The sequence below is a fragment of the Pseudomonas sp. JE3303 genome, assembly GCF_056312565.1.
Map to the genome: position 1 here is coordinate 208,971 of NZ_JBWGIF010000009.1, position 24,212 is coordinate 233,182.

General features: G+C 63.5%; 21 protein-coding genes. 7 read left to right on the top strand and 14 right to left on the bottom strand.

The features are described 5' to 3' along the window. Positions 1-93 precede the first annotated feature (93 nt). Positions 94-1,488, top strand: coding sequence for a class II fumarate hydratase (locus AC0ZZU_RS14920; protein ID WP_476341705.1), 1,395 nt, complete (start codon positions 94-96; stop codon positions 1,486-1,488). Positions 1,489-1,504: 16 nt separating this feature from the next. On the opposite strand, the gene AC0ZZU_RS14925 is transcribed toward AC0ZZU_RS14920, so the two are convergent. Both AC0ZZU_RS14925 and pap read right to left on the bottom strand, forming a co-directional pair. Further along, complete coding sequence (locus AC0ZZU_RS14925; protein WP_476341706.1) at positions 1,505-2,458, bottom strand: DMT family transporter; 954 nt, start codon at positions 2,456-2,458, stop codon at positions 1,505-1,507. A 128-nt stretch (positions 2,459-2,586) separates the two neighbouring features. Next, positions 2,587-4,077 (bottom strand): polyphosphate:AMP phosphotransferase, encoded by a 1,491-nt coding sequence (gene pap, locus AC0ZZU_RS14930; protein WP_476341708.1) that lies wholly within the window; start codon positions 4,075-4,077, stop codon positions 2,587-2,589. 101 nt (positions 4,078-4,178) lie between these two features. Between pap and mnmC the strand changes: the two genes are divergently transcribed. The 5 genes from mnmC (at position 4,179) to AC0ZZU_RS14955 (ending at position 11,363) form a co-directional block, all read left to right on the top strand. Next, a complete protein-coding gene (gene mnmC, locus AC0ZZU_RS14935; protein WP_476341710.1) occupies positions 4,179-6,152 on the top strand; it encodes a bifunctional tRNA (5-methylaminomethyl-2-thiouridine)(34)-methyltransferase MnmC2/FAD-dependent 5-carboxymethylaminomethyl-2-thiouridine(34) oxidoreductase MnmC1 in 1,974 nt (657 codons plus the stop codon). Positions 6,153-6,304: 152 nt separating this feature from the next. Then, positions 6,305-8,092: an N-acetylglutaminylglutamine amidotransferase gene (locus AC0ZZU_RS14940; RefSeq protein ID WP_476341712.1), complete on the top strand. Its 1,788-nt coding sequence runs from the start codon at positions 6,305-6,307 to the stop codon at positions 8,090-8,092. 3 nt (positions 8,093-8,095) lie between these two features. Further along, the gene (gene ngg / locus AC0ZZU_RS14945; protein ID WP_476341713.1) at positions 8,096-9,841 is read left to right on the top strand and encodes an N-acetylglutaminylglutamine synthetase; all 1,746 of its coding nucleotides are present in this window, start codon (positions 8,096-8,098) and stop codon (positions 9,839-9,841) included. Positions 9,842-9,855: 14 nt separating this feature from the next. Continuing rightward, positions 9,856-11,040 (top strand): osmoprotectant NAGGN system M42 family peptidase, encoded by a 1,185-nt coding sequence (locus AC0ZZU_RS14950; protein WP_476341715.1) that lies wholly within the window; start codon positions 9,856-9,858, stop codon positions 11,038-11,040. 95 nt (positions 11,041-11,135) lie between these two features. Then, positions 11,136-11,363, top strand: coding sequence for a YheU family protein (locus AC0ZZU_RS14955; RefSeq protein WP_476341717.1), 228 nt, complete (start codon positions 11,136-11,138; stop codon positions 11,361-11,363). A 7-nt stretch (positions 11,364-11,370) separates the two neighbouring features. Here AC0ZZU_RS14955 and csrA read toward each other — a convergent pair whose 3' ends face one another. The 3 genes from csrA to AC0ZZU_RS14970 form a co-directional block, all read right to left on the bottom strand. Further along, positions 11,371-11,559: a carbon storage regulator CsrA gene (gene csrA / locus AC0ZZU_RS14960; RefSeq protein ID WP_476341718.1), complete on the bottom strand. Its 189-nt coding sequence runs from the start codon at positions 11,557-11,559 to the stop codon at positions 11,371-11,373. A 128-nt stretch (positions 11,560-11,687) separates the two neighbouring features. Next, the gene (locus AC0ZZU_RS14965; protein WP_476341719.1) at positions 11,688-12,020 is read right to left on the bottom strand and encodes a YnfA family protein; all 333 of its coding nucleotides are present in this window, start codon (positions 12,018-12,020) and stop codon (positions 11,688-11,690) included. A 52-nt stretch (positions 12,021-12,072) separates the two neighbouring features. After that, positions 12,073-12,888: an SDR family oxidoreductase gene (locus tag AC0ZZU_RS14970; RefSeq protein ID WP_476341721.1), complete on the bottom strand. Its 816-nt coding sequence runs from the start codon at positions 12,886-12,888 to the stop codon at positions 12,073-12,075. A gap of 225 nt (positions 12,889-13,113) precedes the next feature. Here AC0ZZU_RS14970 and AC0ZZU_RS14975 point away from each other — a divergent pair, with 225 nt between their 5' ends. Further along, positions 13,114-13,266, top strand: a complete 153-nt coding sequence (locus tag AC0ZZU_RS14975) for a DUF3309 family protein (protein ID WP_085987307.1) — start codon at positions 13,114-13,116, stop codon at positions 13,264-13,266. Between the two features lie 37 nt (positions 13,267-13,303). Here AC0ZZU_RS14975 and AC0ZZU_RS14980 read toward each other — a convergent pair whose 3' ends face one another. From AC0ZZU_RS14980 to AC0ZZU_RS15020, 9 genes are all read right to left on the bottom strand, one after another. Beyond that, on the bottom strand, positions 13,304-14,926 hold the full coding sequence (locus AC0ZZU_RS14980; RefSeq protein WP_476341722.1) for an ATP-binding protein: 1,623 nt from the start codon (positions 14,924-14,926) through the stop codon (positions 13,304-13,306). A 109-nt stretch (positions 14,927-15,035) separates the two neighbouring features. Next, entirely contained in the window at positions 15,036-15,662 is a 627-nt protein-coding gene (locus tag AC0ZZU_RS14985) for a response regulator (protein ID WP_476341724.1), read from the bottom strand. A gap of 35 nt (positions 15,663-15,697) precedes the next feature. Next, on the bottom strand, positions 15,698-16,435 hold the full coding sequence (locus AC0ZZU_RS14990) for a molecular chaperone (protein ID WP_476341725.1): 738 nt from the start codon (positions 16,433-16,435) through the stop codon (positions 15,698-15,700). Positions 16,436-16,552: 117 nt separating this feature from the next. After that, on the bottom strand, positions 16,553-17,773 hold the full coding sequence (locus AC0ZZU_RS14995; RefSeq protein WP_476341726.1) for a hypothetical protein: 1,221 nt from the start codon (positions 17,771-17,773) through the stop codon (positions 16,553-16,555). Beyond that, positions 17,770-20,274 (bottom strand): TcfC E-set like domain-containing protein, encoded by a 2,505-nt coding sequence (locus AC0ZZU_RS15000; RefSeq protein WP_476341727.1) that lies wholly within the window; start codon positions 20,272-20,274, stop codon positions 17,770-17,772. The genes AC0ZZU_RS14995 and AC0ZZU_RS15000 overlap by 4 nt, the downstream gene beginning before the upstream one ends. Positions 20,275-20,375: 101 nt before the next feature. Then, positions 20,376-20,855, bottom strand: a complete 480-nt coding sequence (locus AC0ZZU_RS15005; RefSeq protein ID WP_476341729.1) for a CS1 type fimbrial major subunit — start codon at positions 20,853-20,855, stop codon at positions 20,376-20,378. 233 nt (positions 20,856-21,088) lie between these two features. Beyond that, positions 21,089-22,747 (bottom strand): cation acetate symporter, encoded by a 1,659-nt coding sequence (locus tag AC0ZZU_RS15010; RefSeq protein WP_476341730.1) that lies wholly within the window; start codon positions 22,745-22,747, stop codon positions 21,089-21,091. Further along, complete coding sequence (locus tag AC0ZZU_RS15015; protein WP_476341732.1) at positions 22,744-23,055, bottom strand: DUF485 domain-containing protein; 312 nt, start codon at positions 23,053-23,055, stop codon at positions 22,744-22,746. The genes AC0ZZU_RS15010 and AC0ZZU_RS15015 overlap by 4 nt, the downstream gene beginning before the upstream one ends. 192 nt (positions 23,056-23,247) lie before the next feature. Beyond that, positions 23,248-24,096: a glycine betaine ABC transporter substrate-binding protein gene (locus tag AC0ZZU_RS15020; RefSeq protein WP_476341734.1), complete on the bottom strand. Its 849-nt coding sequence runs from the start codon at positions 24,094-24,096 to the stop codon at positions 23,248-23,250. Positions 24,097-24,212 lie beyond the last annotated feature (116 nt).

Here is a 24,212-nt window from a genome sequence, read left to right on the forward strand (position 1 = left end):
GCACAGCGCTCAAGCAGGACGACGGGCGATGGAACTGCCCGGCTGGATCAGGGCCTAAACTGCGGATTCAGTCAACGAAGGAGTGAGCGCAGCATGAGCCGTATCGAAACTGACAGCCTGGGGCCGGTCGAAGTTCCTGAGGAGGCCTACTGGGGCGCGCAGACGCAACGCTCGCTGATCAACTTTGCCATTGGCAAGCAGCGCATGCCGCTGGCGGTATCGCATGCCCTGGCATTGATCAAGAAAGCCGCCGCGCGCGTCAACGACCGCAATGGCGACCTGCCCGCCGATGTTGCCCGGCTGATCGAACAGGCCGCCGACGAGGTACTCGCAGGTGAGCACGACGACCAGTTCCCGCTCGTCGTCTGGCAGACCGGCAGCGGCACCCAGAGCAACATGAACGTCAACGAAGTCATCGCCGGGCGCGCCAACGAGCTGGCCGGCAAGGGCCGTGGCGGCAAGACACCGGTGCACCCGAACGATCACGTCAACCGTTCGCAGAGTTCCAACGACTGCTTCCCGACCGCCATGAACATCGCCACGGTGCAGGCGGTGCAGAACCACTTGCTGCCCGCGATCACAGAGCTGTCCTCGGGCCTGGCGGAACTGGCCGCGCGCCATCAGTCACTGGTCAAGACCGGCCGCACCCATATGATGGATGCCACGCCGATCACCTTCGGCCAGGAGGTCTCGGCGTTTGTCGCCCAGCTCGACTATGCCCAGCGCGCGATCCGCGCGAGCCTGCCGGCGGTCTGCGAGCTGGCCCAGGGTGGCACGGCGGTGGGCACCGGGCTCAACGCGCCCCACGGCTTTGCCGAGGCCATCGCGGCCGAGCTGGCGGCGTTGTCTGGCCTGCCGTTCGTGACCGCGCCCAACAAGTTCGCCGCCCTCGCCGGCCACGAACCGCTGGTCTCCCTCGCCGGCGGCCTCAAGACACTGGCCGTGGCCCTGATGAAAATTGCCAACGACCTGCGCCTGCTCGGCTCCGGGCCACGCGCCGGGCTTGCCGAGGTTCGCTTGCCGGCCAATGAGCCCGGCAGCTCGATCATGCCCGGCAAGGTCAACCCGACCCAGTGCGAGGCCTTGTCGATGCTGGCCTGCCAGGTGCTGGGCAACGACACGGCGATCGGTATTGCCGCAAGCCAGGGACACCTGCAGCTGAACGTCTACAAGCCGGTGATCATTCACAACCTGCTGGAATCCATCGAGCTGCTGGCCGACGGGTGCCACAACTTCCACGAACACTGCGTGACTGGCATCGAGCCGGACGCCGGGCAGATGGCCGAGCACCTGGAGCGTGGATTGATGCTGGTGACGGCCCTGAACCCGCACATCGGCTATGACAAGGCCGCAGAGATCGCCAAGAAGGCGTACGGCGAAGGCCAGACCCTGCGCGAGGCCGCCCTGGAGCTGGGCTACCTGAGCAACGAGGAGTTCGACCAGTGGGTAAGGCCGGAGAACATGCTCGCGCCAGGGGGCAAGGGCTGAGCCTGCGGACCCACGATCAGGCCAGGCGCGCCCTTCTGGCGCGCCAGCCGGCGACCATCGAGGGCCCCAGGGCCACCACGGCCGAGCCTAGCACCACCACCAGCGCGCCCACATACCCCAGCAGGTTGATCTGTTCAGCCTGGACAAAGTCCGGCCAGAACCACGCCGCCAGCGCCACTGCGACAAAGGTCACCAGTGGCGTCAAGGCCAGGGTCGCGCTGACCCTCGACGCTTCCCAGTGCGCCAGGGCCTCGGCAAAGGCGCCATAGGCGACAAGTGTATTCAGGCAGCATGCAAGCAGCAGCCAGCCTTGCGACGGGCTCAGCTGCAAGACCTCGAGCGGGTGCACGTAGGGCATCAGCAACACGGCGCATGACAGATAGATCACCATCATCACCTGCATCGAATTCCACACTGTCAGCAACTGCTTCTGGGCGAGCGCATAGAAAGTCCAGATGCTGGTCGCCAGCAGGATGGTCAACACGCCGGTGGTGTAGGTGCCGAGCGACGTCAGCAACTCTTCGAGACGCTGGTTGAAGAACAGGCCAAACCCTGCCAGCAGAAGGACAAGCCCTGCGCCCTGCCCCAGGCTGAAGCGCTCCTTGAACAGAAACACGCTGGCGACCAGCAGCAGCACCGGCCCGATCTGCACCACCAGCTGCGCGGTGCCGGCGCTGAGCATGCGCAGGCCGAACAGGTACAGCACGTAGTTGCCCAAAAGTCCACAGATTGCCACTGCCACCAGCCCCAGGCCCTTGCGCCCCAGCAGCGAAAAACGGGGCAGGCGCCGGGTAGCCGCCAGCCAGGCGAACAGCAGGCTGCCCGCGACGAAAAAGCGGTACCAGGTCACGGTAACCGGGTCCATGACCTGCAAGACCTGCTTGAGCTTGATCGGCAGGATGCCCCAGAGCAGCGCGGTCAGCAGTGCCAGGAAAAGGCCATGGACCCAGCGTCCGGATGAAATATGCATGTCCTGCCTCGATAAGCCCTATGGTGGGGAATCCTTGATGATATGAGGTTGCCAGATGCAGTTGTCGGAAAAAAACTCAACAAGTCATTCCCTGGGGGCATGCCAACGGGGACGCCGCCCACGAGAATCTATTTATCACGCGCAAACGCCGCCTCCAGCGCGTCATTGATCGTGCGCAGCACTTTCACCCGCGCCCAGCGCTTGTCATTGGCCTCGACCAGCGTCCACGGGGCGATCGAGGTGCTCGTGCGGTCGACCATGTCCTCCACGGCCCCTGCGTAGTCATCCCACTTCTCGCGATTGCGCCAATCCTCTTCGGTGATCTTGAACCGCTTGAAGGGCGTTTCCTCGCGTTCGTTGAATCGCTCGAGCTGGGTCTGCTGGTCGATCGACAGCCAGAACTTGACGACCACCACGCCGGCATTGGTCAGTTGCTCTTCAAAATCGTTGATCTCGCCATAGGCGCGCATCCAGTCGGCCTGAGTGCAAAAACCTTCGACCCGCTCCACCAGCACACGTCCATACCAGGAACGGTCGAACACGGTGAACGTGCCACGCGCCGGGATATGCCGCCAGAAACGCCACAGGTAGGGTTGGGCGCGTTCTTCCTCGGTCGGAGCGGCAATCGGCACGATGCGGTACTGGCGCGGGTCGAGCGCCGCAGCGACGCGGCGGATGGCGCCGCCCTTCCCCGCCGCATCGTTACCCTCGAACACGGCCACCAGGGCATGCCGGCGCATGCGCTTGTGGCGCAGCAGGCCAGACAGCCGCGCCTGCTCGATGATCAGCTGATCCTGGTAGTCCTTCTTGTCGAGACGGCGGGTCATGTCCAGGCTGCCGATCAGCCCGCGGCCATCGATGCTGCGGCCCAGGGGCGTGATGTTGGGCTGGGCCTTGGCACTGGGTTCCACGGCCAGGGCCGCCTGCATGCCTTCAAGCAGGATGCGGCCGACTGCCAGGCTGCGGTAACACGGGTCGACGCCTTCGATCACATGCCAAGGGGCGTAGTCGCGGCTGGTACGGCGCAGCACCCGTTCGCCGAAGCGCACGAAGCGGTCGTAGGTCCGCGACTGCTGCCAGTCCAGCGGACTGATACGCCAGCTGTGCAAGGGATCGTCCTTGAGCGCCTTGAGCCGCGCCTTCATCTGCTTCTTGGACAGGTGGAACCAGAACTTGAAGATCAGCGCGCCTTCATTGCAGAGCATCTCCTCGAGGCGTTCGGCACCGCCGATGGCCTGGTCGAGCACCGCATCCTTGAACTCCCCATGCACGCGCCCCTGCAGCATCTGGCTGTACCAGTTCCCGAAGAACACGCCCATGCGTCCTTTGGCCGGCAACGCGCGCCAATACCGCCAGGCCGGTGGCCGGGCGAGTTCTTCGTCGGTCTGCTGGTCGAAGGTGCGGACCTCGATGAGGCGCGGGTCCATCCACTCGTTGAGCAGCTTGACCGTCTCGCCCTTGCCAGCGCCTTCGATGCCATTGATCAGCACGATGACCGGAAAGCGCGCCTGCTGCTTGAGCTCGTTCTGAACCTCGAGGAGAGCCTGGCGCAGGGCCGGGACCTCGGCTTCATAGGTGTCTTTGTCGATGCTGTGACCGATTTGTGCGGATTCGAACATCAGTGCCTCCTTACCTGGATTGCCAAGACTAGTGGACCGAGAGACACGGTGTTGGCACCTGATGGGATAGAATGCCTGACCTGCTGTTGCCGAGCCCCTCCATGTCCGACACCACCCTGCCCTCCTATGCTCAAATCGACTGGGATGAATACGGTCGCCCTCATTCGCGGCAGTACGACGACATCTATTTCTCCAAGGACCAGAGCCTTGAAGAAACCCGTCATGTGTTCATCGAGCAGAACCAGCTGCGCCAGCGCTTCAGCGCCTTGGGTACTGAAAGCTGCATGGTGATCGGCGAGACCGGCTTCGGCACCGGGCTCAACTTCTTTTGCGCATGGCAGCTGTTCGCAGAACTGGCCCCAGCCACTGCCCGGCTGCACTTCGTCAGCGTCGAGAAGTATCCGCTGAGCCGCGGCGACCTGCAGCGGGCGTTGCAGCTGTGGCCAGATCTTGCACCCTTCACCTCTCAGTTGCTCGAGCAGTATGTGGCCGTGCACCCTGGCTTCCAGCAATTCAGCCTGGCCCAGGGCCGGGTCACGCTGACGTTGATGATCGGCGATGTGCTCGACCAGTTGCCACAGCTCGATGCGCGGATCGATGCGTGGTTTCTCGATGGCTTCGCGCCAGCCAAGAATCCGGACATGTGGACCCCCGAGCTGTTTGCCCAGATCGCCCGGCTGTCGCGCCCGGGCACTACGCTGGGCACGTTCACCAGCACCGGCTGGGTGCGCCGCTCGCTGATGGCCGCGGGCTTTGTGATGCGCCGCGTGCCGGGTATCGGCAAGAAATGGGAAGTGATGGGTGGAGTGTTCCAGGGAGAGGCAAGCAGGCAGTCCGCGCCCTGGTATGCCCGGCCCTCTTCGCTGGAAGGGCCGCGCGAAGCGCTGGTGATCGGCGCTGGACTGGCCGGTTGCGCGACTGCCCGGAGCCTTGCCAGCCGGGGCTGGCACGTCAAGGTACTGGAACGCCACGCCGCCGCCGCCCAGGAAGCCTCGGGTAATCCGCAAGGGGTGCTGTACCTCAAGCTTTCGGCGCACGGCACGGCGCTGTCACAGATGATTCTCGCCGGCTTCGGCTACACCCGTCGATGGCTGGAACGGCTGCAGAGCGGCCAGGACTGGGATGCCTGCGGGGTACTGCAGCTGGCTTTCGATGACAAGGAGTCGGCACGTCAGGCCAAGCTGGCCGCCGCGTTCGACAATTCGCTCCTGCAAAGCCTGGAGCGAACCCAGGCCGAGGCGATTGCCGGAGTGCGCTTGCCCAGTGGTGGGCTGTTCTACCCCGAGGGCGGATGGGTACATCCGCCAGCGTTGTGCCAGGCGCAGTTGCAGCATCCGGGTATCGAGTTGCTGCCACACCATGAGGTGATCAGCGTGCGCAAGGTTGAGGCCGGCTGGCAGGCCTGGGATGGCGAGCGCCTGCTGGCTAGCGCGCCATTGGTGGTGCTGGCCGCCGCTGCTGAAATCCGCGCCTTCGAGCCCTGCGCCGCGCTGCCGCTCAAGCGTATTCGCGGGCAGATCACCCGCCTGCCCGCCACCGCTGCAAGCCGCGCGCTGGGTACGGTGGTGTGCGCGGATGGCTACGTGGCGCCGCCCCGAAGGGATGAGCACACCTTGGGAGCCAGCTTCGATTTCCACAGCATGGACCTGGCCCCTACCGCCGCCGAGCATCAGGGAAATCTTGGCATGCTGCAGGATATTTCCAGCGACCTGGCCGAACGGCTGGGCGCACCCGAGCTCGATCCGGCCCTGCTCGAAGGGCGTGCGGCATTCCGGTGCACCAGCCCGGATTATCTGCCGATAGTAGGCCCGGTCTCGGCCCCCGAGGCGTTCGCCAAAGCCTATGCCGTGCTGCGCAAGGACGCCCGCCAGCTGCCTGATATCGCCTGTCCCTGGCTCGACGGATTGTATGTCAACAGCGGTCATGGCTCACGCGGCCTGATCACCGCGCCCCTCAGCGGCGAGCTGATCGCGGCGTGGGTGACCGGCGAGCCGCTGCCAGTCCCACGCCCAGTGGCCGAGGCCTGTCACCCCAACCGGTTCCAGCTGCGCGAGCTGGTCCGCGGCAAGCACTGACCCCTTGCCCGGCACGCCGGGCACAGCTGGATCAGCCTGCGCATCCGCCGATATATAACTTTTTGATCTAAAACTCCTGCAATCCTCACCGGTCACTTACTAACTGCCCCACCTTGGGGCGTTTTCCCCAACGGCAAAACCGGTAAGGACTTATGTGCGGATTAGCAGGAGAGTTACGCTTCACCCCGATCGACCAGGCACCACGCCCGGCGGACCTCGCCGCTGTCGAACGGATGACCCATCATCTCGCGCCCCGGGGCCCTGACGCCTGGGGCTTCCATAGCCAAGGGCCGATCGCCCTGGGCCACCGCCGCCTCAAGATCATGGACCTCTCGGATGGCTCCGCCCAACCGATGATCGACAACGCCCTGGGCTTGTCGATGGCGTTCAATGGCGCGGTCTACAACTTCCCCGAACTGCGCGCCGAACTCGAAGCGCTGGGCTATGCCTTCCTGTCCGATGGCGACACCGAGGTACTGCTCAAGGGCTATCACGCCTGGGGCGAGGCGCTGCTGCCCAAGCTCAACGGCATGTTCGCGCTGGCCATCTGGGAGCGCGACAGCCAGCGGCTGTTCCTGGCCCGCGACCGTCTCGGCGTGAAACCGCTGTACCTGTCGCGCAATGGTGAACGCCTGCGCTTTGCCTCGACCTTGCCTGCGCTGTTGAAAGGCGGCGATATCGACCCGATGCTCGATCCGGTAGGCCTCAACCACTACCTGAACTTCCACGCCGTGGTACCGGCGCCGCGCACCCTGCTGGCCAACGTGCAGAAGCTCGAGCCCGGCACCTGGATGCGCGTTGACCGCCACGGCCAGGTCGAGCGCAAGACCTGGTGGCAGCTCGAGTACGGTCCACGTGCCGACGAGCAGAACCTGACGCTCGAAGACTGGACCACCCGCGTCCTGGACGCTACCCGCGAGGCCGTGGCGATTCGTCAGCGCGCGGCAGTGGACGTGGGCGTGTTGCTGTCAGGCGGCGTTGATTCCAGCATGCTGGTCGGCCTGCTGCGTGAAGTCGGCGTCGAGGACCTGTCGACCTTCTCGATCGGCTTCGAAGATGCCGGTGGCGAGCGCGGCGATGAGTTCCAGTACTCCGACCTGATTGCTCGCCACTACGGCACCCGGCACCACCAGTTGCGCATCGACGAGCGCGAGATCATCGAGCAGTTGCCAGCGGCGTTCCGCGCCATGAGCGAGCCGATGGTCAGCCACGACTGCATCGCCTTCTACCTGCTCTCCCGCGAAGTGGCCAAGCACTGCAAGGTGGTCCAGAGCGGCCAGGGCGCGGACGAGCTGTTCGCCGGCTACCACTGGTATCCGCAGGTCGACGGCGCCAGCGACGCGTTCGCGGCCTATCGCGGTGCATTCTTCGACCGTGACCATGAAGAATACCGCGACACCGTCAAGGCGCCCTGGGTGCTGGACCATGACGCCGCGGGCGACTTCGTCCGCGAGCACTTTGCCCAGCCTGGCGCCTCGGCCGCAGTGGACAAGGCGCTGCGCCTGGACAGCACCGTGATGCTGGTAGACGACCCGGTCAAGCGGGTGGACAACATGACCATGGCCTGGGGCCTGGAAGCGCGCACGCCGTTTCTCGACTACCGCCTGGCCGAGCTGTCGGCGCGTATCCCTGGCCGCTTCAAGCTGCCCGACGGCGGCAAGCAGGTGCTCAAGGAAGCTGCGCGCCGGGTCATCCCTCATGAGGTCATCGACCGCAAGAAGGGCTACTTCCCGGTGCCGGGCCTCAAGCATCTCGAAGGCGCGACCCTTGGCTGGGTGCGCGATCTGCTGACCGATCCAAGCCAGGACCGTGGGCTGTTCAACCCTGCCATGCTCGACCGCCTGCTGAGCAATCCGCATGGCCAGCTCACTCCCCTGCGCGGCTCCAAGCTGTGGCAACTGGCGGCACTCAACCTGTGGCTCAGCGAGCAAGGAATCTGATCGATGAAAGCCCATGCAACCGCCTACGAACAGCGCCTGCAGCGCGTGCAGACGCCGTCCTACGAGCGCCTGCAGGCGCGCCTGGCCGGTGACGGCAGCGAGCCGCATGACCAGCCGCGTGCCCTGCACTGCGGCTGGGGCAGGCTGCTGATCGGCCACACCTACCCGGACCCGGCTTGCCTGGCCCAGGCGTTGCTGGAAGAACAGCAAGGCGAGCGCGACATCGCGCTCTACGTGGCCGCTCCCCAGCAAGTGCTGGCCCAGGCGCCGCAGCAGTTGTTCCTCGATCCATCCGATACCCTGCGCCTGTGGTTCAGCGACTACCGCCAGTCGCAGCGGGTGTTTCGCGGGTTTCGGATCCGCCGGGCGCAGAACGAGGCCGACTGGCAGGCGATCAACCACCTGTACCAGGCGCGCGGCATGCTGCCGGTCAATCCCGAGTTGCTCACCCCGCGCCACCAGGGCGGGCCCGTGTACTGGCTGGCCGAGGACGAAGATACCAATGCGGTGATCGGCAGCGTCATGGGCCTGAACCACAGCAAGGCCTTCGATGATCCCGAGCACGGTTGCAGCCTGTGGTGCCTGGCGGTCGATCCACAGTGCAGCCGACCGGGCGTTGGCGAGGTGCTGGTGCGTCATCTGGTCGAGCACTTCATGAGCCGCGGCCTGGCATACCTTGACCTGTCGGTCCTGCATGACAACCGCCAGGCCAAGCGCCTGTACACCAAGCTGGGGTTCCGCAACCTTCCGACCTTTGCGGTCAAACGCAAGAACGGCATCAACCAGCCGCTGTTCCTGGGCCCTGGACCCGAGGCAGGACTCAACCCCTATGCACGAATCATTGTCGAGGAGGCCTACAAGCGCGGTATCGACGTGCATGTCGACGACGCCTCGGCGGGGCTGTTCACCCTGTGCATGGGTGGCCGGCGCATTCGCTGCCGCGAGTCGCTCTGCGATCTGACCAGCGCTGTCAGCATGACACTCTGCCAGGACAAGAGCCTGACCCAGAAAACCCTGAACGCTGTCGACCTGTGCGTGCCGGCGCAGCAACTGGCCGGTAACGCCGATGACAACCTGGCGTTCCTGGATGAATACGGCGCGGTGGTGGTCAAGCCGCTGGACGGCGAGCAAGGCCATGGCGTGGCGGTCAACCTGACCAGCCTGGACGAGATCAACGCGGCCATCGAGCACGCCAGGCGCTTTGACAGCCGCGTGCTGCTGGAGAGCTTCCACGAAGGCCTGGACCTACGCATCGTGGTCATCGGCTACGAAGTGGTGGCTGCGGCCATTCGCCATCCGGCCGAAGTGATCGGTGATGGCGTGCACGATATCAAGACCCTGATCGAAGCCCAGAGCCGCCGTCGGCAGTCTGCGACCGGTGGCGAGAGCCGCATCCCGATGGACGATGAAACCCAGCGCACCTTGCGCGGCGCGGGCCTGGACTACGGCAGCATCCTGCCGTCCGGCCAGCGCCTGGCCGTGCGCCGCACCGCCAACCTGCACACCGGCGGCACGCTGGAAGACGTCACCGACCGCCTGCACCCCGTGCTGGCCGATGCCGCCGTGCGCGCTGCCCGCGCGCTGGATATACCGGTGGTCGGCCTGGACCTGATGGTCCGCGCTGCCGATCAGCCCGACTACGTGATCATAGAAGCGAACGAACGTGTCGGACTGGCCAACCATGAACCGCAACCCACCGCTGAACGCTTCGTCGACCTGCTGTTTCCGCACAGCCGCCCGAACGTTTGACCCCAGGAGTGCGCATGCCTGAACAACCGCTTGAACCCGATCTCGAGTACCTGCAGAAAGTCTTGCTGGAGATGCTTGCCATCCCCAGCCCTACCGGTTTCACCGACACCATCGTGCGGTACGTGGCCGAGCGCCTTGAAGAGCTCGGCATCCCCTTCGAGCTGACCCGCCGTGGCACCATCCGCGCCACCCTCAAGGGCCGGCAGAACTCACCCGACCGCGCGGTCTCGGCGCACCTGGACACCATCGGTGCCAGCGTACGTTCGTTGCAGGACAATGGCCGGCTGTCCCTGGCGCCGGTGGGCTGCTGGTCCAGCCGCTTTGCCGAAGGCAGCCGTGTCAGCGTGTTCACCGACACCGGTGTGTACCGCGGCAGCGTGCTGCCGCTGATGGCCAGCGGGCACGCCTTCAACACTGCGATCGACCAGATGCCGATCAGCTGGGACCACGTCGAAGTGCGCCTGGACGCCTACTGCGCCACGCGGGCCGACTGCGAGACGCTAGGGATCAGCATTGGTGATTTCGTGGCCTTCGACCCCCTTCCCGAGTTCACCGAAAGCGGGCACATCAGTGCCCGCCATCTGGATGACAAGGCCGGTGTCGCGGCGCTGCTGGCATCGCTGAAAGCCGTGGTGGAAAGCGGTCGGCAGCCGCTGATCGACTGCCACCCGCTGTTCACCATCACCGAGGAGACCGGCTCGGGAGCTGCCGGGGCGCTGCCTTGGGATGTGAGCGAGTTCGTGGGTATCGACATCGCCCCGGTAGCGCCGGGCCAGGCGTCCAGCGAGCATGCCGTGAGCGTGGCGATGCAGGACTCTTCCGGCCCGTACGACTATCACCTGTCGCGGCATCTGCTGAAGCTGGCCAGCGAGCATGAGCTGCCGGTACGGAGAGACCTGTTCCGCTATTATTTCAGCGATGCGCATTCGGCGGTGACGGCGGGGCATGATATCCGCACGGCACTGGTGGCGTTCGGGTGTGACGCGACGCATGGCTACGAGCGCACCCATATCGACAGCCTGGCGGCACTGAGCCGCTTGCTGACGGCTTATCTGCTCAGTCCGCCGGTATTTGCGAGTGATTCGCACCCGGCCAATGGGTCATTGGAGCGATTCAGCCATCAGCTGGAGCATGATGCGCAGATGGAGAGTGATACACGGGTACCGCCGGTGGACACTCTGGTGGGGCACAAGGCCTGAGTCGTGCCCTTGACGGGATTCAGGGGATGCAAAGCAGCCCCTGAATCCCGCTGATAGCGTAGCATTCACTGACATCCCAGCGACTATCGAAAACCATGCTAATCCCCTACGACCAGCTCGAAGCCGAAACCCTTACCCGTCTTATCGAAGACTTCGTCACTCGCGACGGCACCGACAACGGCGACGACACGCCACTGGAAACCCGGGTATTACGCGTGCGCCAGGCCTTGGCCAAGGGTCAGGCATTCATCCTCTTCGACCTCGAGAGCCAGCAGTGCCAATTGCTCGCCCGCCACGACGTGCCGCGCGAATTGCTCGACTGACCCAGGCTCAGCCCTTTTCCTCCTGCTTGGCCGCCTTCGCGAGAATGCGTCGGTAGACTTCGGTCCTGTGCACCTCCACCTCACGCGGGGCGCAGATACCGAAGCGCACCTGTCCGCCTTCGATCGATATCACCTTGATCTTGATGTCGTCGTTGATGGTGATCACTTCACCGACTTCGCGTCCAATCACCAGCATGCTCCGATCCTCCAGCCTCAGGGAAAGCCGAAGCCTGCATCGGTCATGGCGGCCTATACAATGATCCAGGGGAGAATTAGACGGATCCTACAGCGGAAGGTAATTTCTCCTACAGACGCTTCCTACATTCAGCCTTGGTGGAGGCGAGGACCCAGCACGATGATGCCCGCCCCTACCACACAGAACAGTGCGCCAAGCCAGTCGCTGCCCAGCGGCCGGGCCTTTTCCACCAGGGCCAGCCAGAGCAGCGACGAGACGATATAGATGCCTCCGTAGGCCGCATAGGCACGCCCGGCGTAGGCGGCTTCGACGCGGGTCAGGATCAAGGCGAACAGGGTCAGGCTGAGCAGCGCGGGCACGACCCACCAGCCGCTTTTGCCCAGGCGTAGCCAGAGGTAGAAGGCGTAGCAACCGGCGATCTCGAACAGCGCCGCCAGAAAAAACCACAGGTAATTGATCACGCATGGGCCCCTAGCGTTTGAAAAAGGCGCCCAGCATAGCCGATCAATCGTTTCAGGATTGCCCTGGACGCGCCTTGGCGCGCATCTTTGTTGCCATGTCGGCCATCTCGTCATAGAGCCGCTGGGGCGCCTGCTGCTTGAGTTGCCAGGCAAGGCGGCCGGCCTCATGGGGAAGGATCAGAAAATCGCCAGCCTCGACCTGCTGGTGAATGTACTCGGCGATGTCGACGGCGCTGATCGGTGAGCTTTCGAGCAGTTTGCCGACCTGGGCCTTCATCGCGGGCGTCGGGCCGCGGAAAGAGTCGAGCAGGTTGGTCTGGAAGAACGACGGGCAGACTACATGCACCGCAATGTCCAGGCCACGCAACTCGACCAGCAGACTTTCCGACAGCGCCAGCACGCCTGCCTTGGCGACGTTGTAGTTGCTCATGCCGGGCCCCTGCATCAGGGCAGCCATCGATGCGATGTTGATGATCCGGCCTTTGCTGCGTTCGAGCAGCGGCATGAACGCCTTGCAGCCCTTGACCACGCCCATCAGGTTGATCGCGATCTGCCAGTCCCAGTCCTCCAGCGACAGCTCGCTGAAAAATCCGCCCGAAGCGACGCCTGCATTGTTGACGATCACATCGATACCGCCGAGTTTTTCATCGCAGGCCTGGGCCAGTGCGGTGAGCTGGCTGTAGTCGCGTACATCGCAGCGCTGCACGAAGCCGTCGCCCCCCGCCTCGCGCACCAGCGCCAGGGTCTGCTCAAGGCCAGGCTCGTTGATATCAGCCAGCGCCAGGTGCCAGCCCTCGCGTCCCCAGCGCAGGGCGATCTCGCGCCCGAGCCCCGAGCCTGCGCCGGTAATCATCATGCGGTTGTGCATAGCGGCTTGCCTTGTCATGGGAGGAAAGTGCCTGCCAGTGTAGCCAGGCAACACCCCCAGGCGGCGTGCTATCAGGCTGCTGAATGGTGCGGACAAAGAGACGGGCAGGCAGCGGATTAAACTTTTGCGCGCCTGCGCGAGTCCCATTCAACAAGCGGCCAGAACAACGCAAGGCCGCATGGAAGGCTGTATTCGACATCCTCTTCATCACGCAAGGACAACGACATGACCACGATCCTTATCATCATCCTGATCCTGCTATTGGTTGGTGGCTTACCCGTGTTCCCCCACTCGCGGTCCTGGGGTTACGGCCCGTCCGGCATCATTGGTGTAATCCTGGTTGTCCTGCTGGTTCTGCTATTGCTCGGAAGGATCTGACCCCGTAACACGCGTATGCCGCAGGGCGGCCCGTTCATCACGACGGGCCGCCCTGGCGGCGCAGGGGTATCCGGTGCCCCTCCAGATGCTGTTCAAGCCGCTTCAAGGCAGCTCGCAGCGCTTGAACCTTTCCTGGCAAACTGCCGGGAGTCTCCTCAGCCAGGGTGCATTGCCCTTCCACCGCTTCGCACGCCGCTACTACATCCTGTGCACGAATGAGGCGCGCTGCGCCCTTTATGCGATGCGCAAGCGCGGACAGCGCGTCCAGATCCTTGCGAGCAAGCAAGACCTCCAGCCGCTGGAAGTCGTTGCGATGGCTGTTCACCAACTCCTCCAGCAAGACCGCCAAGGCTTGCGGCTCGCAACGCAGCATGCGTTGCAGGTGGTGGAGATCCACCCTGTGTATGCCATTGGCCGGTTCATGGACACTCCCATCGGATGTGCACGGCGTGCTTTGCGCAATCGCTTGGGCCAGGCCGTCAACCCCCAGGGGCTTGAACAGGCAGTCGTCCATGCCTGCCGCGCGACAGCGGCGGCGCTCGCCCGGCAGGGCATTGGCAGTCAGGCCCAAGACCCAGCACCGCGCCTTGCGGGTGCGCCGCTCGTGCTCACGTATGGCCCTCGCAAGCGAATAACCGCTCAGGACCGGCATGTTGCAGTCACAGATGACCACATCGAAAGGCTCCGCCAACCAGCGGCGCAGGCCTTGGGCGCCATCGTCGGCGACCGTCACGCGATGCCCGAGGTGATGCAGTTGTTGTTCGACCACCAGACGGTTGACCGGGCAATCGTCGACAATCAGCACATGCCGCCGTGGCCCGGATTCTGCAGTGGTGGGGAGCACTGGAGCAGGCGTGGCGGCAGCCTGCTCGGCCACGCAAGCCAGCGTCAGGTGGATTTCGATCCGCGTGCCCTGCCCCAGGATGCTGTGCACCTGCATCTGGCCACCCATCCGTTCGCACAGGCTGCGACTGATGTCCAGGCCTAGTCCGGCGCCACAGCGGGTCGATCGGCCTGGATCGCTCGCCTGCCAGAATGGCTGGCCCAGGCGGGCCAGGTCTGCCTGGGAGATACCGATGCCGGTGTCTTCGATGCACAACGCCAGGTCCAGGCGCTCAGCGTCGCGCCGTGCGTCGACGCGCACGCATACCCGCCCGCCATGGGTGAACTTGATGGCATTGCTCAGCAGGTTGCCGAGGATCTGCCTGAAGCGCAGGGTATCGAGCATCACCTGCGCATCGTCCGGCCCCTGCCATTCGAGCACCAGCTGCAGGTCCTTGGCGCGTGCCTGTTCATCGAACAGGTGGACGATCAGTTCAAGCTGCTCGCGCAGCTGCGCGGGTTGCAACAGCAACTCCAGGCGTCCGGCCTCGATCCGTGACACATCCAGTACATCGCCGATCAGCTCCAGCAAGCTGCGCGCCGCATTGGCTGCCACGTCAATGCACAGACGGTCGAGTACGCCGTCGGCGGCCTTGCGCGATGCCAGCTCCAGCATGCCGAGCACGGCATTCATCGGCGTGCGGATCTCGTGGCTCATGGTCGCGAGAAAGCGGGTCTTGGCGCGGTTGGCGCGCTCGGCCCGGTCCTTTGCACGGCGCAGCCTGGCCATTCGGCGCTTGAGAATGACCACCCACGCACAGGCGAGGCACAACATCATGCCAAGCGCAGCCATTGGCCAATGGCGCGCCGAGGCAGCCTGCGCAATGGGAAGGAGACCACACACCCAGGTGGTCAGGACAACATGCACGGACACGAGCGCAGGGAATCTATAGCAACCGGTTTCGCCTTGCCAGATCGGCAAGATCGACCACCGATTTGACCCTGAGTTTTTCAATCAGGCGAGACTTGTAGGTGCTGATGGTCTTGTTGCTCAGCAACATGACTTCGCCGATTTCCTTGTTGCTCAGGCCTCTCGCCAGCTGCTGCAGGATCAACACTTCGCGGTCACTGAGCTGGGCAATGCATTGCTGCTCGCTGGTGTGCAGGTCCTGCCGGCTCACCGAACTGAGCGCGACTTCGGGAAAATAGGTGTAGCCGGACAATACGGCCCGCACCGCCATGCTCAGCTCCCTGAGATCATCGGTCTTCGAGACGTAGCCTGCGGCACCGGCCTGCATGCACCGCAGTGAAAAGTAGTCGGGAAGGTGGGAACTCAGCACCAGCACCTTGGCGGGGTGCTCCATGGCCTTGATCCGCGTGGTCACCTCCAGGCCATCGAGGCCGGGCATGGCGATATCCAGGATCACGATGTCCGGCAGCGCATCGCGCGCCAGCCGCACGGCGTCAACGCCGTTGTCCGCCTGGCCGACCACCTTGATGCGCTCCTGACGCAATAACATGCAGACGCTGGAACGGATGAACGGGTGGTCATCCACCACTAATGCTTTGTACATATCCCTGTGCTCCGATCCTTGTGCTGATACGTGTGTCAGCGATTGATGGCCATTTCCTGGCGCTTGTCACCTTCCTGCAGTTCAAAACGGTAGAGACGGCCGGGATGCTCGGGGAATTCGCGGCTGCGGCCCGGCAGGAGGTGATGCTTGGTGGCGGTGGCGCATTCGAGCCCGGCGGGTTCGCAGTGACGGAAGTGGTCAAGGACTACGGTGGAATTGCCGTCGTTACTCACCAGAAGACGCCCTCCCTCCATGCGCACGGGTGTCTGGTAATGGGTCTCGCCGGGGCGCACGAACAGCAAGGTGCCATAGCCGGCCAGCAGCTGGACGCCGGCCTTGAGACTGTCCCCATAGGCCTTGGCTTCTTCGGCGCTGACAGCAAAGCCATCACCCTGCTCCGGCAGCACCGGGATGAAGCGCATGCGGAAGTAGCGCTCCTTGTTACGTTCGCCGCGGTACAGCACGCGCATCGCCTGCATGCCGCGAGCCGGCACGATCAGGCGCGCCGGGCTGACCACCAGACCGCGTTCGGCCAGAGGCATGCCCTCCAGGTCTACCTCGCGGGCGACGCCTTGAGCGTCGTAGACCAGTTCGACCACGCTGACTTTGACAAAGGCGGTGCTGTCCCCGCCATTACGCACTCGTTTGAGCAACGTACTGGAGCCAGGCTCCAGGTAGTCGTACAGCGTGCCGACGTTGAGCTCTGGTACAGCGTGTGCGGGCGCGTGCAAGAGCAGCGCCGCTGCGAGCACTACACATTTGCGCAAGTCCATCAGGACACTCCTCGATAGTAGCCACTCAATATCATTGGATCCCATTATCCATGGCTGGATTGAAATTCACTGTGGGAAACTTCCGAAAGAAGATCGGAAATTTCCGACGGCGGAGACCTACAATTCCGCGTCGAACACCACCGTTACCTCCCCCTGGTACACGCTGCCAGCATTGGCCATCATCCCTGGCAGCTCGCTGCCACGGACCTCGAGGTTCAGTTGGCCGGGGTGGTTGCCCAATATCTGTTGCGGCTCGAACACCGGCGCATTGACGAGACCCGTGGGCAGGCGCACCTTGCGGGCCGGACCGCTGCCGTGCTGGACGTCGCCAGGTAGTGTCAAAGCGACCTCGACGGGCACCTGGTGGCCTGCGGGGTTGCGGATGCCACAGCTCCCGGAGGCTTCGTACTGGCAACGCTTGTAGACCTTGAACGGGCCGGTCGACCAGATGCGCAGCGGCAGGTCGCGCTGCAGCCGCGGCGGCTGCCCGCGACCGCCCAGCCAGGCCTGCCATCCACCCGGCGGCTCGAGCACGGCACGCCCGGCGCCAGGTGGCCAGATCACGGAGAGGTCATGCTCGACCGTGAGATCGAAATTCACCGTGAGCAGACGATCGTTCAAATCGGTGACCCCGTTGCCGAAGTCCATGTCACCGCCCGGGCCCAGCGTGAACTGGGTGCTGCCGGTGTAGGTGCCCTGGGGGATCCCCACAGGCCGGGGCATGATCATGCGGAACTTGATTCCGGTATTGCTCACCACGCTGGAAATGGTCGTCCCGGCAGCGCCCGCCTCCGCCCAGCATGGCTGGGGTGCCTGTGGGTTCCTGAGGTCCCAGATGAATCGCGCGCTATCACGCTGGGAGGCGTTGACCCGTAGATCGCAGCCTCCCTTGGGAACATTCATTATCGGCATCGTACCGTCGCCGGTGATGCGCTGGAGCCCCTGGCTGAACTGGAGAAATTCGAATGTCAGGTTGTAGTGCGCTCCCGTGGAGCGGTTGGTGACCTGGATCTGCCGGCGCGGCGGCATCTGGAAGAAGAAGCGGTCACGGTTGTCAGCGGTGCCCTGGACGGTCAGCTTCGTGTAGCTGATCGGCAGTTCGACCGTGGGACTGCCGGTGGTCAAACAGTTCCACTGCCATTGCGAACAGAAACTGGCGGGCGGCGTGGTATTCACGAATTCCCCGGCCGCGTCCCCACGGTAGCTGGCCGAGATCGTCACGTCCGCCGCCAGCGCAGGTCCCATGCCAACGCCTTGCAGGGCTAGGACGAGCCCCAGGATCCCCCAGGGTCTGACCCTCATCGTCATGCCTTTGAGGCTGACCAGTGCTCGGTTCAACTTTCACCTCCGTCGACAGGCTTCCTGGCTTGTGCCAGGTGATTACGGCTGCAAGACAGGTCGCCGGTCAGCAGGACCGCCTCCTCACGCTCGAACGTGGCAAGGTCCAGATCGAGCAGGCACAGTGGTTCACCGTTGCGGCGGATCTCCAGCGACGGTGCCGATTGGCTCATCTGCACTGCAAAATAGCCATCCGCTTCGCTGACGCTGCGGCTGGCATGATTGATCACCGATACGCCCGCCAAGCCCCGGCCATGCTCGTCGACCAGCCGTCCCAGCACTGTGACGGTACGAAGGACGCGCAACTGCCGGTAATCGACTCCACCGCGGTTGAGGTGGTAATCAATGCTGGCGGGCTGGATCACCGCCGCGGGGTCATGACTGGCGGTGAAGTCGAATTGCACATGGCCTGCCTTGTAGGCCGTCACCGGGATGACATTGCGCCCAGGCCGCAGCTGGGTGCTTGACCCCTGGGCATCGTCGGCACGCAGGCTCAGGTCGGGCAGATCGGTTTCGACATCGACGATCAGCCCGGCTTCCTGCGGCATGAACTGGCCGCTCATCGCCAGCTTGCCACTGCCCATTGCCACCAGGCTCTGCATGTTCAGCCCGGCGCTCAGCTCACCGTTGTATGACGAGCTCTGGGCGTAGGCGTCGCCATATAGGTACTGGTTGTGAAACTGCGCATTGCCCGACAGTCCGGCGCCATAGCGGTCGAGGCTGGCGGTGCCGGCCAGTGTGCGTACAGCGCCAAAGTCCACGTCCTGCTGGTAAGTGAGCGAGGCGTTCTGGTCACGGTCGCCGTCGCGCGAGGTCCGGCTGCCCAAGCTGGCGCCGAAGCGGCGTCCGGGCTCGCCCAGGCTCATGCTCAGGCTCAGATTGACGCCGCGGTTGCGCGCATGGCCGGTGCTCAACGAACCCGGCCGGTCAAACAGCGACAGACGCCAGTTGGCGTCCGACCCCAGCAGTTTGCCGTAGAACGCCCAGCCCAGGTCGACGCCCATGCCATTGGCCGCGCCAGTGCTGTGGGCCAGCCGGACAGTGGCGGTGCTGCGGTTGCTGACCCGGTGGTTCAGCGACAGCGAGGTCTGCATCACGTCCTGCTGGTCCGCCAGGTCGCTGCGCACGGTACGGGACAACAGCACCCGGCTGCGGCTGTGGCTGAACACCAGGGATCCGTAGTCATGGTTGCGGATCACTTGCAGGTCGTATCCATCGCCTCTGCCGTCGGTCTGGTACAGGTTGGCATAGAGCTTGAGCCGCTCGTGCAGGTCCCAGTCCAGCGAGGTGCCGTACTGCATGGTCTGGTCGACGTGCTGGGCTGACAGCCCGAGGACTGCGGTGGGATGCAACAGATAGTTGGTCAGCACCCCGCCGCTGAGGCTGTTCTCATGCTCGTCATCCCAGTTGCTCAGCAGGCTCGACTGCTGGCCCAGATACAGGTTGTAGCGCCAGCGGCTGTCCAGGTTGCTCCAGTTCGACGGTTTGTAGATGAACTCCTGGTTGCGCGAGGTCTCCTGGCCATCCTCCACCAGGCGCACCTCCACTTCATAGATGCCCGCCGGCAGCACGCGCGTGTCCAGCGTCTGCAGTCCTGGCTGCACCGGCTGACTGTTGATCAGCACGCCGTTGCGATAGACCTCGACGATACCTGGGCGGTTGGGTGTGACATAGATCGGCGTGGAACTGGGCTGGCCGCTATCGACCAGCAGGCTGTCGCTGCTGCCAAACATCACGCCAAGGGTGGTATCCGGGGTAGAGCCATAAAGCCTGGGCTGACGGGTCAGCCCCTGGGCACTCGGGGTAAAGTAGCCCAGACGGTAGAAATGGGCGTCGATCAGGCGTTCGCCGTAGAGCTGGTCGAGACGGTGACGGGTTCCCTCGCGCTGGTCGCTGCCGCGGTCGACCTGGCCATCGGCCAGCGCGGTCCAGTTGCCGATGCTGCCCTGGCCCTGCAAGGCATAGCGGCCGGTAGTGGCGCTATCCCCGCCTACCAGATTGAGCTGGTTGCGCACCAGCAGTCCGTATGCGCCCTCCTCAGGCAGGGCATGGTAACGAGGCACATCATCCTGATGCTCGACACTGTCGGTGAGCAGTGACAATTGCGAGTTGACCAGGCTGTAGTGAATGGCCCGCAGCCCATCAGGGCAATCGCGCAGGCAGTCGCCGAGAGCCCGTCCACCGGTCAGGCGCTCTTGCCACCGGCGCCGCAAGGCGGGAGGCTCCTGGCTTTCCTGAATGTCAGTGAACTCCAGCAACTGAACATGCTCGTCACGCGACAGCACCACCATGGCATCGCCCAGGTAACGACCATTGATGTCGACCCGTACCGCCAGCGGCACGTCGTAGAAATGCGCCTCGAATTCACGCGGCAAGCCTTGCGTCTGGCTCACGGATGTCAGGACTGATGCCAGGGCCTGGGGTGGTGCCCCCAGAGCCCCCAGGCACAGGCAAGCGGCAATCCATCCCCGCAGGGAAGGTTGTACAAGAAAATTGGCCATCGAACTGTCCGTTGGCAGTACCCGCCCTCCTTCCTGCGCATGAGCGCAGGAAGGAGGGCGGGCAGTGACGGATTGGAAAATATTCGACCCGGGTGGGCGAATCAGGGCGCAGCTGTTTCGAACACCATGCTTACCAGGCCTTGATAGCTGCCCGGCAGGAAGGTGCCTGTCGCAGGAGCCTTGGCAGCGACCTGGAAGCCCACGGTCGCCCCAGGGGCAGCCTGGCTTGCACTGACCACTTCAGCCGAAGTGGTGGACAGGGACAGCCCACCGACCTTGACGTCCAGGTCAATCGAATTAGGTCCGCTGGAGATCACCGCAGGCGACAGCAGGTAGGCCGAGATCGCGCCGACAGTGCTCTTGACCTGCAGCTGCTTGTCGATGGTCTCGAAGGCGGACTGGAACGAGTTCCAAGGCAACTCCTGTGGGTCGTTCATCCAGCCGCCACCAACCGGTTCAACATAGAAAGCGGCGGTCGGCACCGTGGCAATGACTTGCACCTGCTTCTCGATTGGATCGGCGGCCCATGCATTGGCAGCACTCAGAAGGGCAAGCGGAAGGGCCAGAAGGATGCGTTTCACGAATTCAATCTCCTTGAAAAGATCTGCGAACAGGTCGCAGAGGAATGTCAGCCCGGCGACATGCCGTTGACTCCGTGAATTATTTGTAAAAACTTCCTGGGCAACATTCAGACCGTTCCGACAGCTTTGTGGAAATTTCCCAAGGGGCTGATAGGTGCCCGGTAACATGCAGTTTCCGCCACCAACGAAAACGCCCCGAAATCGGGGCGTTTTGTCTAGCGGTGGTAGTCAGTTCAGTGCGAAACCGCCCCGCTGGCCCCAAGGCCAGTCTGCGAGCGCACGAACTGCGGGTAGAACAGCGCGCGTTCTTCGTCAGCCGCCTTGGACTTGTCGGTGACAGAGAAGAACCAGATCCCGACGAAGGCAATCAGCATCGAGAACAGTGCCGGGTACTCGTACGGGTAGATCGCTTTCTCGTGACCAAGGATCTGCACCCAGATGGTCGGGCCCAGCACCATCAGGCCAACGGCGCTGATCAGGCCCAGCCAGCCGCCGATCATGGCGCCGCGGGTTGTCAGCTTCTTCCAGTACATCGAGAGCAGCAGTACCGGGAAGTTGCAGCTGGCGGCAATCGAGAACGCCAGTCCGACCATGAAGGCGATGTTCTGGCTCTCGAACATGATCCCCAGGCCGATCGCCAGCACCGCCAGGGCAATGGTGGTGATCTTCGAGACGCGGATCTCATCCTTGTCGTTGGCTTTGCCTTTGCGCCAGACGCTGGCGTACAGGTCGTGGGAAACCGCTGAGGCACCGGCCAGGGTCAGCCCTGCGACCACCGCGAGGATCGTGGCGAAGGCCACGGCCGAGATGAAGCCCAGGAAGATACTGCCGCCCACCGCGTCGGCCAGGTGCACCGCCGCCATGTTGTTGCCGCCGATCAGGGCGCCAGCGGCGTCCTTGAAGGCCGGATTGGTGCTCACCAGCAGGATCGCGCCAAAGCCGATGATAAAGGTGAGGATATAGAAGTAGCCGATGAAGCCGGTGGCGTAGAGCACGCTTTTGCGCGCTTCCTTGGCATCGCTGACGGTGAAGAAGCGCATCAGGATGTGGGGCAGGCCAGCAGTACCGAACATCAGCGCAAGGCCCAGGGAGAACGCCGAGATCGGGTCCTTGACCAGGCCGCCCGGGCTCATGATCGCTTCACCTTTGGGGTGCACGTCGATGGCTTGGGAGAACAGCGCGTTGAAGTCGAAGTTGACGTGCTTCATCACCATCAGCGCCATGAAGCTGGCACCGGACAGCAGCAGAACGGCCTTGATGATCTGCACCCAGGTGGTAGCCAGCATGCCGCCGAACAGCACGTACAGGCACATCAGGATGCCAACCAGGATCACCGCGATGTGGTAGTCGAGCCCGAACAGCAGCTGGATCAGCTTGCCGGCACCGACCATCTGCGCAATCAGGTAGAAGGCCACCACCACCAGCGAGCCCGAGGCCGACAGGGTGCGGATTTCCTTCTGCTTGAGCCGGTAGGAGGCAACGTCGGCGAAGGTGTACTTGCCCAGGTTGCGCAGGCGCTCGGCGATCAGGAACAGGATGATCGGCCAGCCGACAAGAAAGCCGATCGAGTAGATCAGGCCATCGTAGCCGGAGGTGAACACCAGGGCGGAAATCCCCAGGAAGGATGCGGCCGACATGTAGTCGCCGGCAATCGCCAGGCCGTTCTGGAAGCCGGTAATGCGACCGCCCGCGGCGTAGTAGTCGGAGGCGGACTTGTTGCGCTTGGAGGCCCAGTAGGTGATGCACAGGGTGGCGCCGACGAAGGCTACGAACATGAGGATCGCGGCGACGTTGAGCGGTTGTTTCTGCACCTCGCCGGTCAGGGCATCGGCGGCCCACACGGCAGGTGCGAAGGCCCCGATGGCCAAGGTTGCCAGTACGCGCGGGATCATTGCTGAGCCTCCTTGAGAATGGCCTTGTTCAGCTCATCGAACTCACCGTTGGCGCGACGCACGTAGATGGCGGTGAGGATGAATGCCGAAATGATCAGGCCGACGCCCATGGGAATGCCCCAGGTGATCGACGAATCGGCGCTGATGCGCGCGCCGAGCACTTGCGGACCATAGGCGATGAGGAGGATGAAAGCGCAGTAGAGGCCAAGCATGATCGCCGAGAGAATCCAGGCGAAGCGTTCGCGTTTGCTGACCAGTTCCTTGAAGCGCGGACTGTTTTGTATCGAGAAGTAGATGCTGTCGTTCATTGTTTTTGTCCTAGCAGCACAGAGTAGGTAAAACCCGTTCCTACTTTATGCTGCCGTTGGACGCCAGCCAGACGACCTTAGTCTTAGATGCAATGGTGTTTTACAGAATTGGTAACAGCTCATAGATTCATGACTGCCAATGCTGTCGTGTAGGAGCGGCCCGTTTCGCGACACGAGGCCGCTCCTACAGGGTTATTTCCCGGTCCAGTCCTTGACGCGGTCCGGATGCTTGGCCACCCAATCCTTGGCCGCGGCTTCGGGCTTGGCACCTTCCTGGATGGCCAGCATGACTTCGCCGATCTCATCCTTGGACTGCCAGGAGAATTTCTTCAGGAACTCCGCCACCTCGGGTGCCTTGGTCGCCAGCTGCTTGCTGCCGATGCTGTTGACGGTTTCGGCTGCGCCATACACGCCTTTAGGATCATCAAGGAACTTGAGCTTCCACTTGGCGAACATCCAGTGCGGAACCCACCCCGTCACGGCGATGGATTGCTGCTTGGCATAGGAGCGGCCAAGTTCGGAAGTCATCGCGGCGCCAGAGCTTGCCTGCAATTTGTAACCCGTCAGGTCGTAGTCCTTGATGGCCTGGTCGGTCTTGAGCATCACGCCCGAACCTGCGTCGATACCGACGATCTTCTGCTTGAAAGTGGTATCGGTCTTGAGGTCGGCGATGCTGCTGGCCTTGACGTATTCGGGGACAATAAGCCCGATGCGCGCATCCTTGAAGTTGGGACCGTAGTCGACCACAGCGTCCTTGTTCTTGGTCCAGTAGTCGCCATGGGTAACTGGCAGCCAGGCCGAAAGCATGGCGTCGAGCTTGCCGGTTGCCACGCCCTGCCACATGATTCCGGTGGCCACGGCTTGCAGCTTGACGTCGTAGCCCAGCTTCTGCTTGATCACCTCGGCGGCGACGTTGGTGGTCGCCACACTGTCGGCCCAGCCGTCCACGTAACCGATGCTCACCTCCTTGGCCATCGCCTGCGCGGCACTCATGGCCATTACCAGGGCGGTGCCCACCCCCAGGACTCTTCGCATTTTCATCAAGGCATCCCCTCGTCAGGTCTCGGAGATTGCATCATCGACCTGCGGGGGTGGACAACCTGCTCTGCCAGCGACCTCCATCCAGCGATCAACGACATCACATAGCCATTAACGCC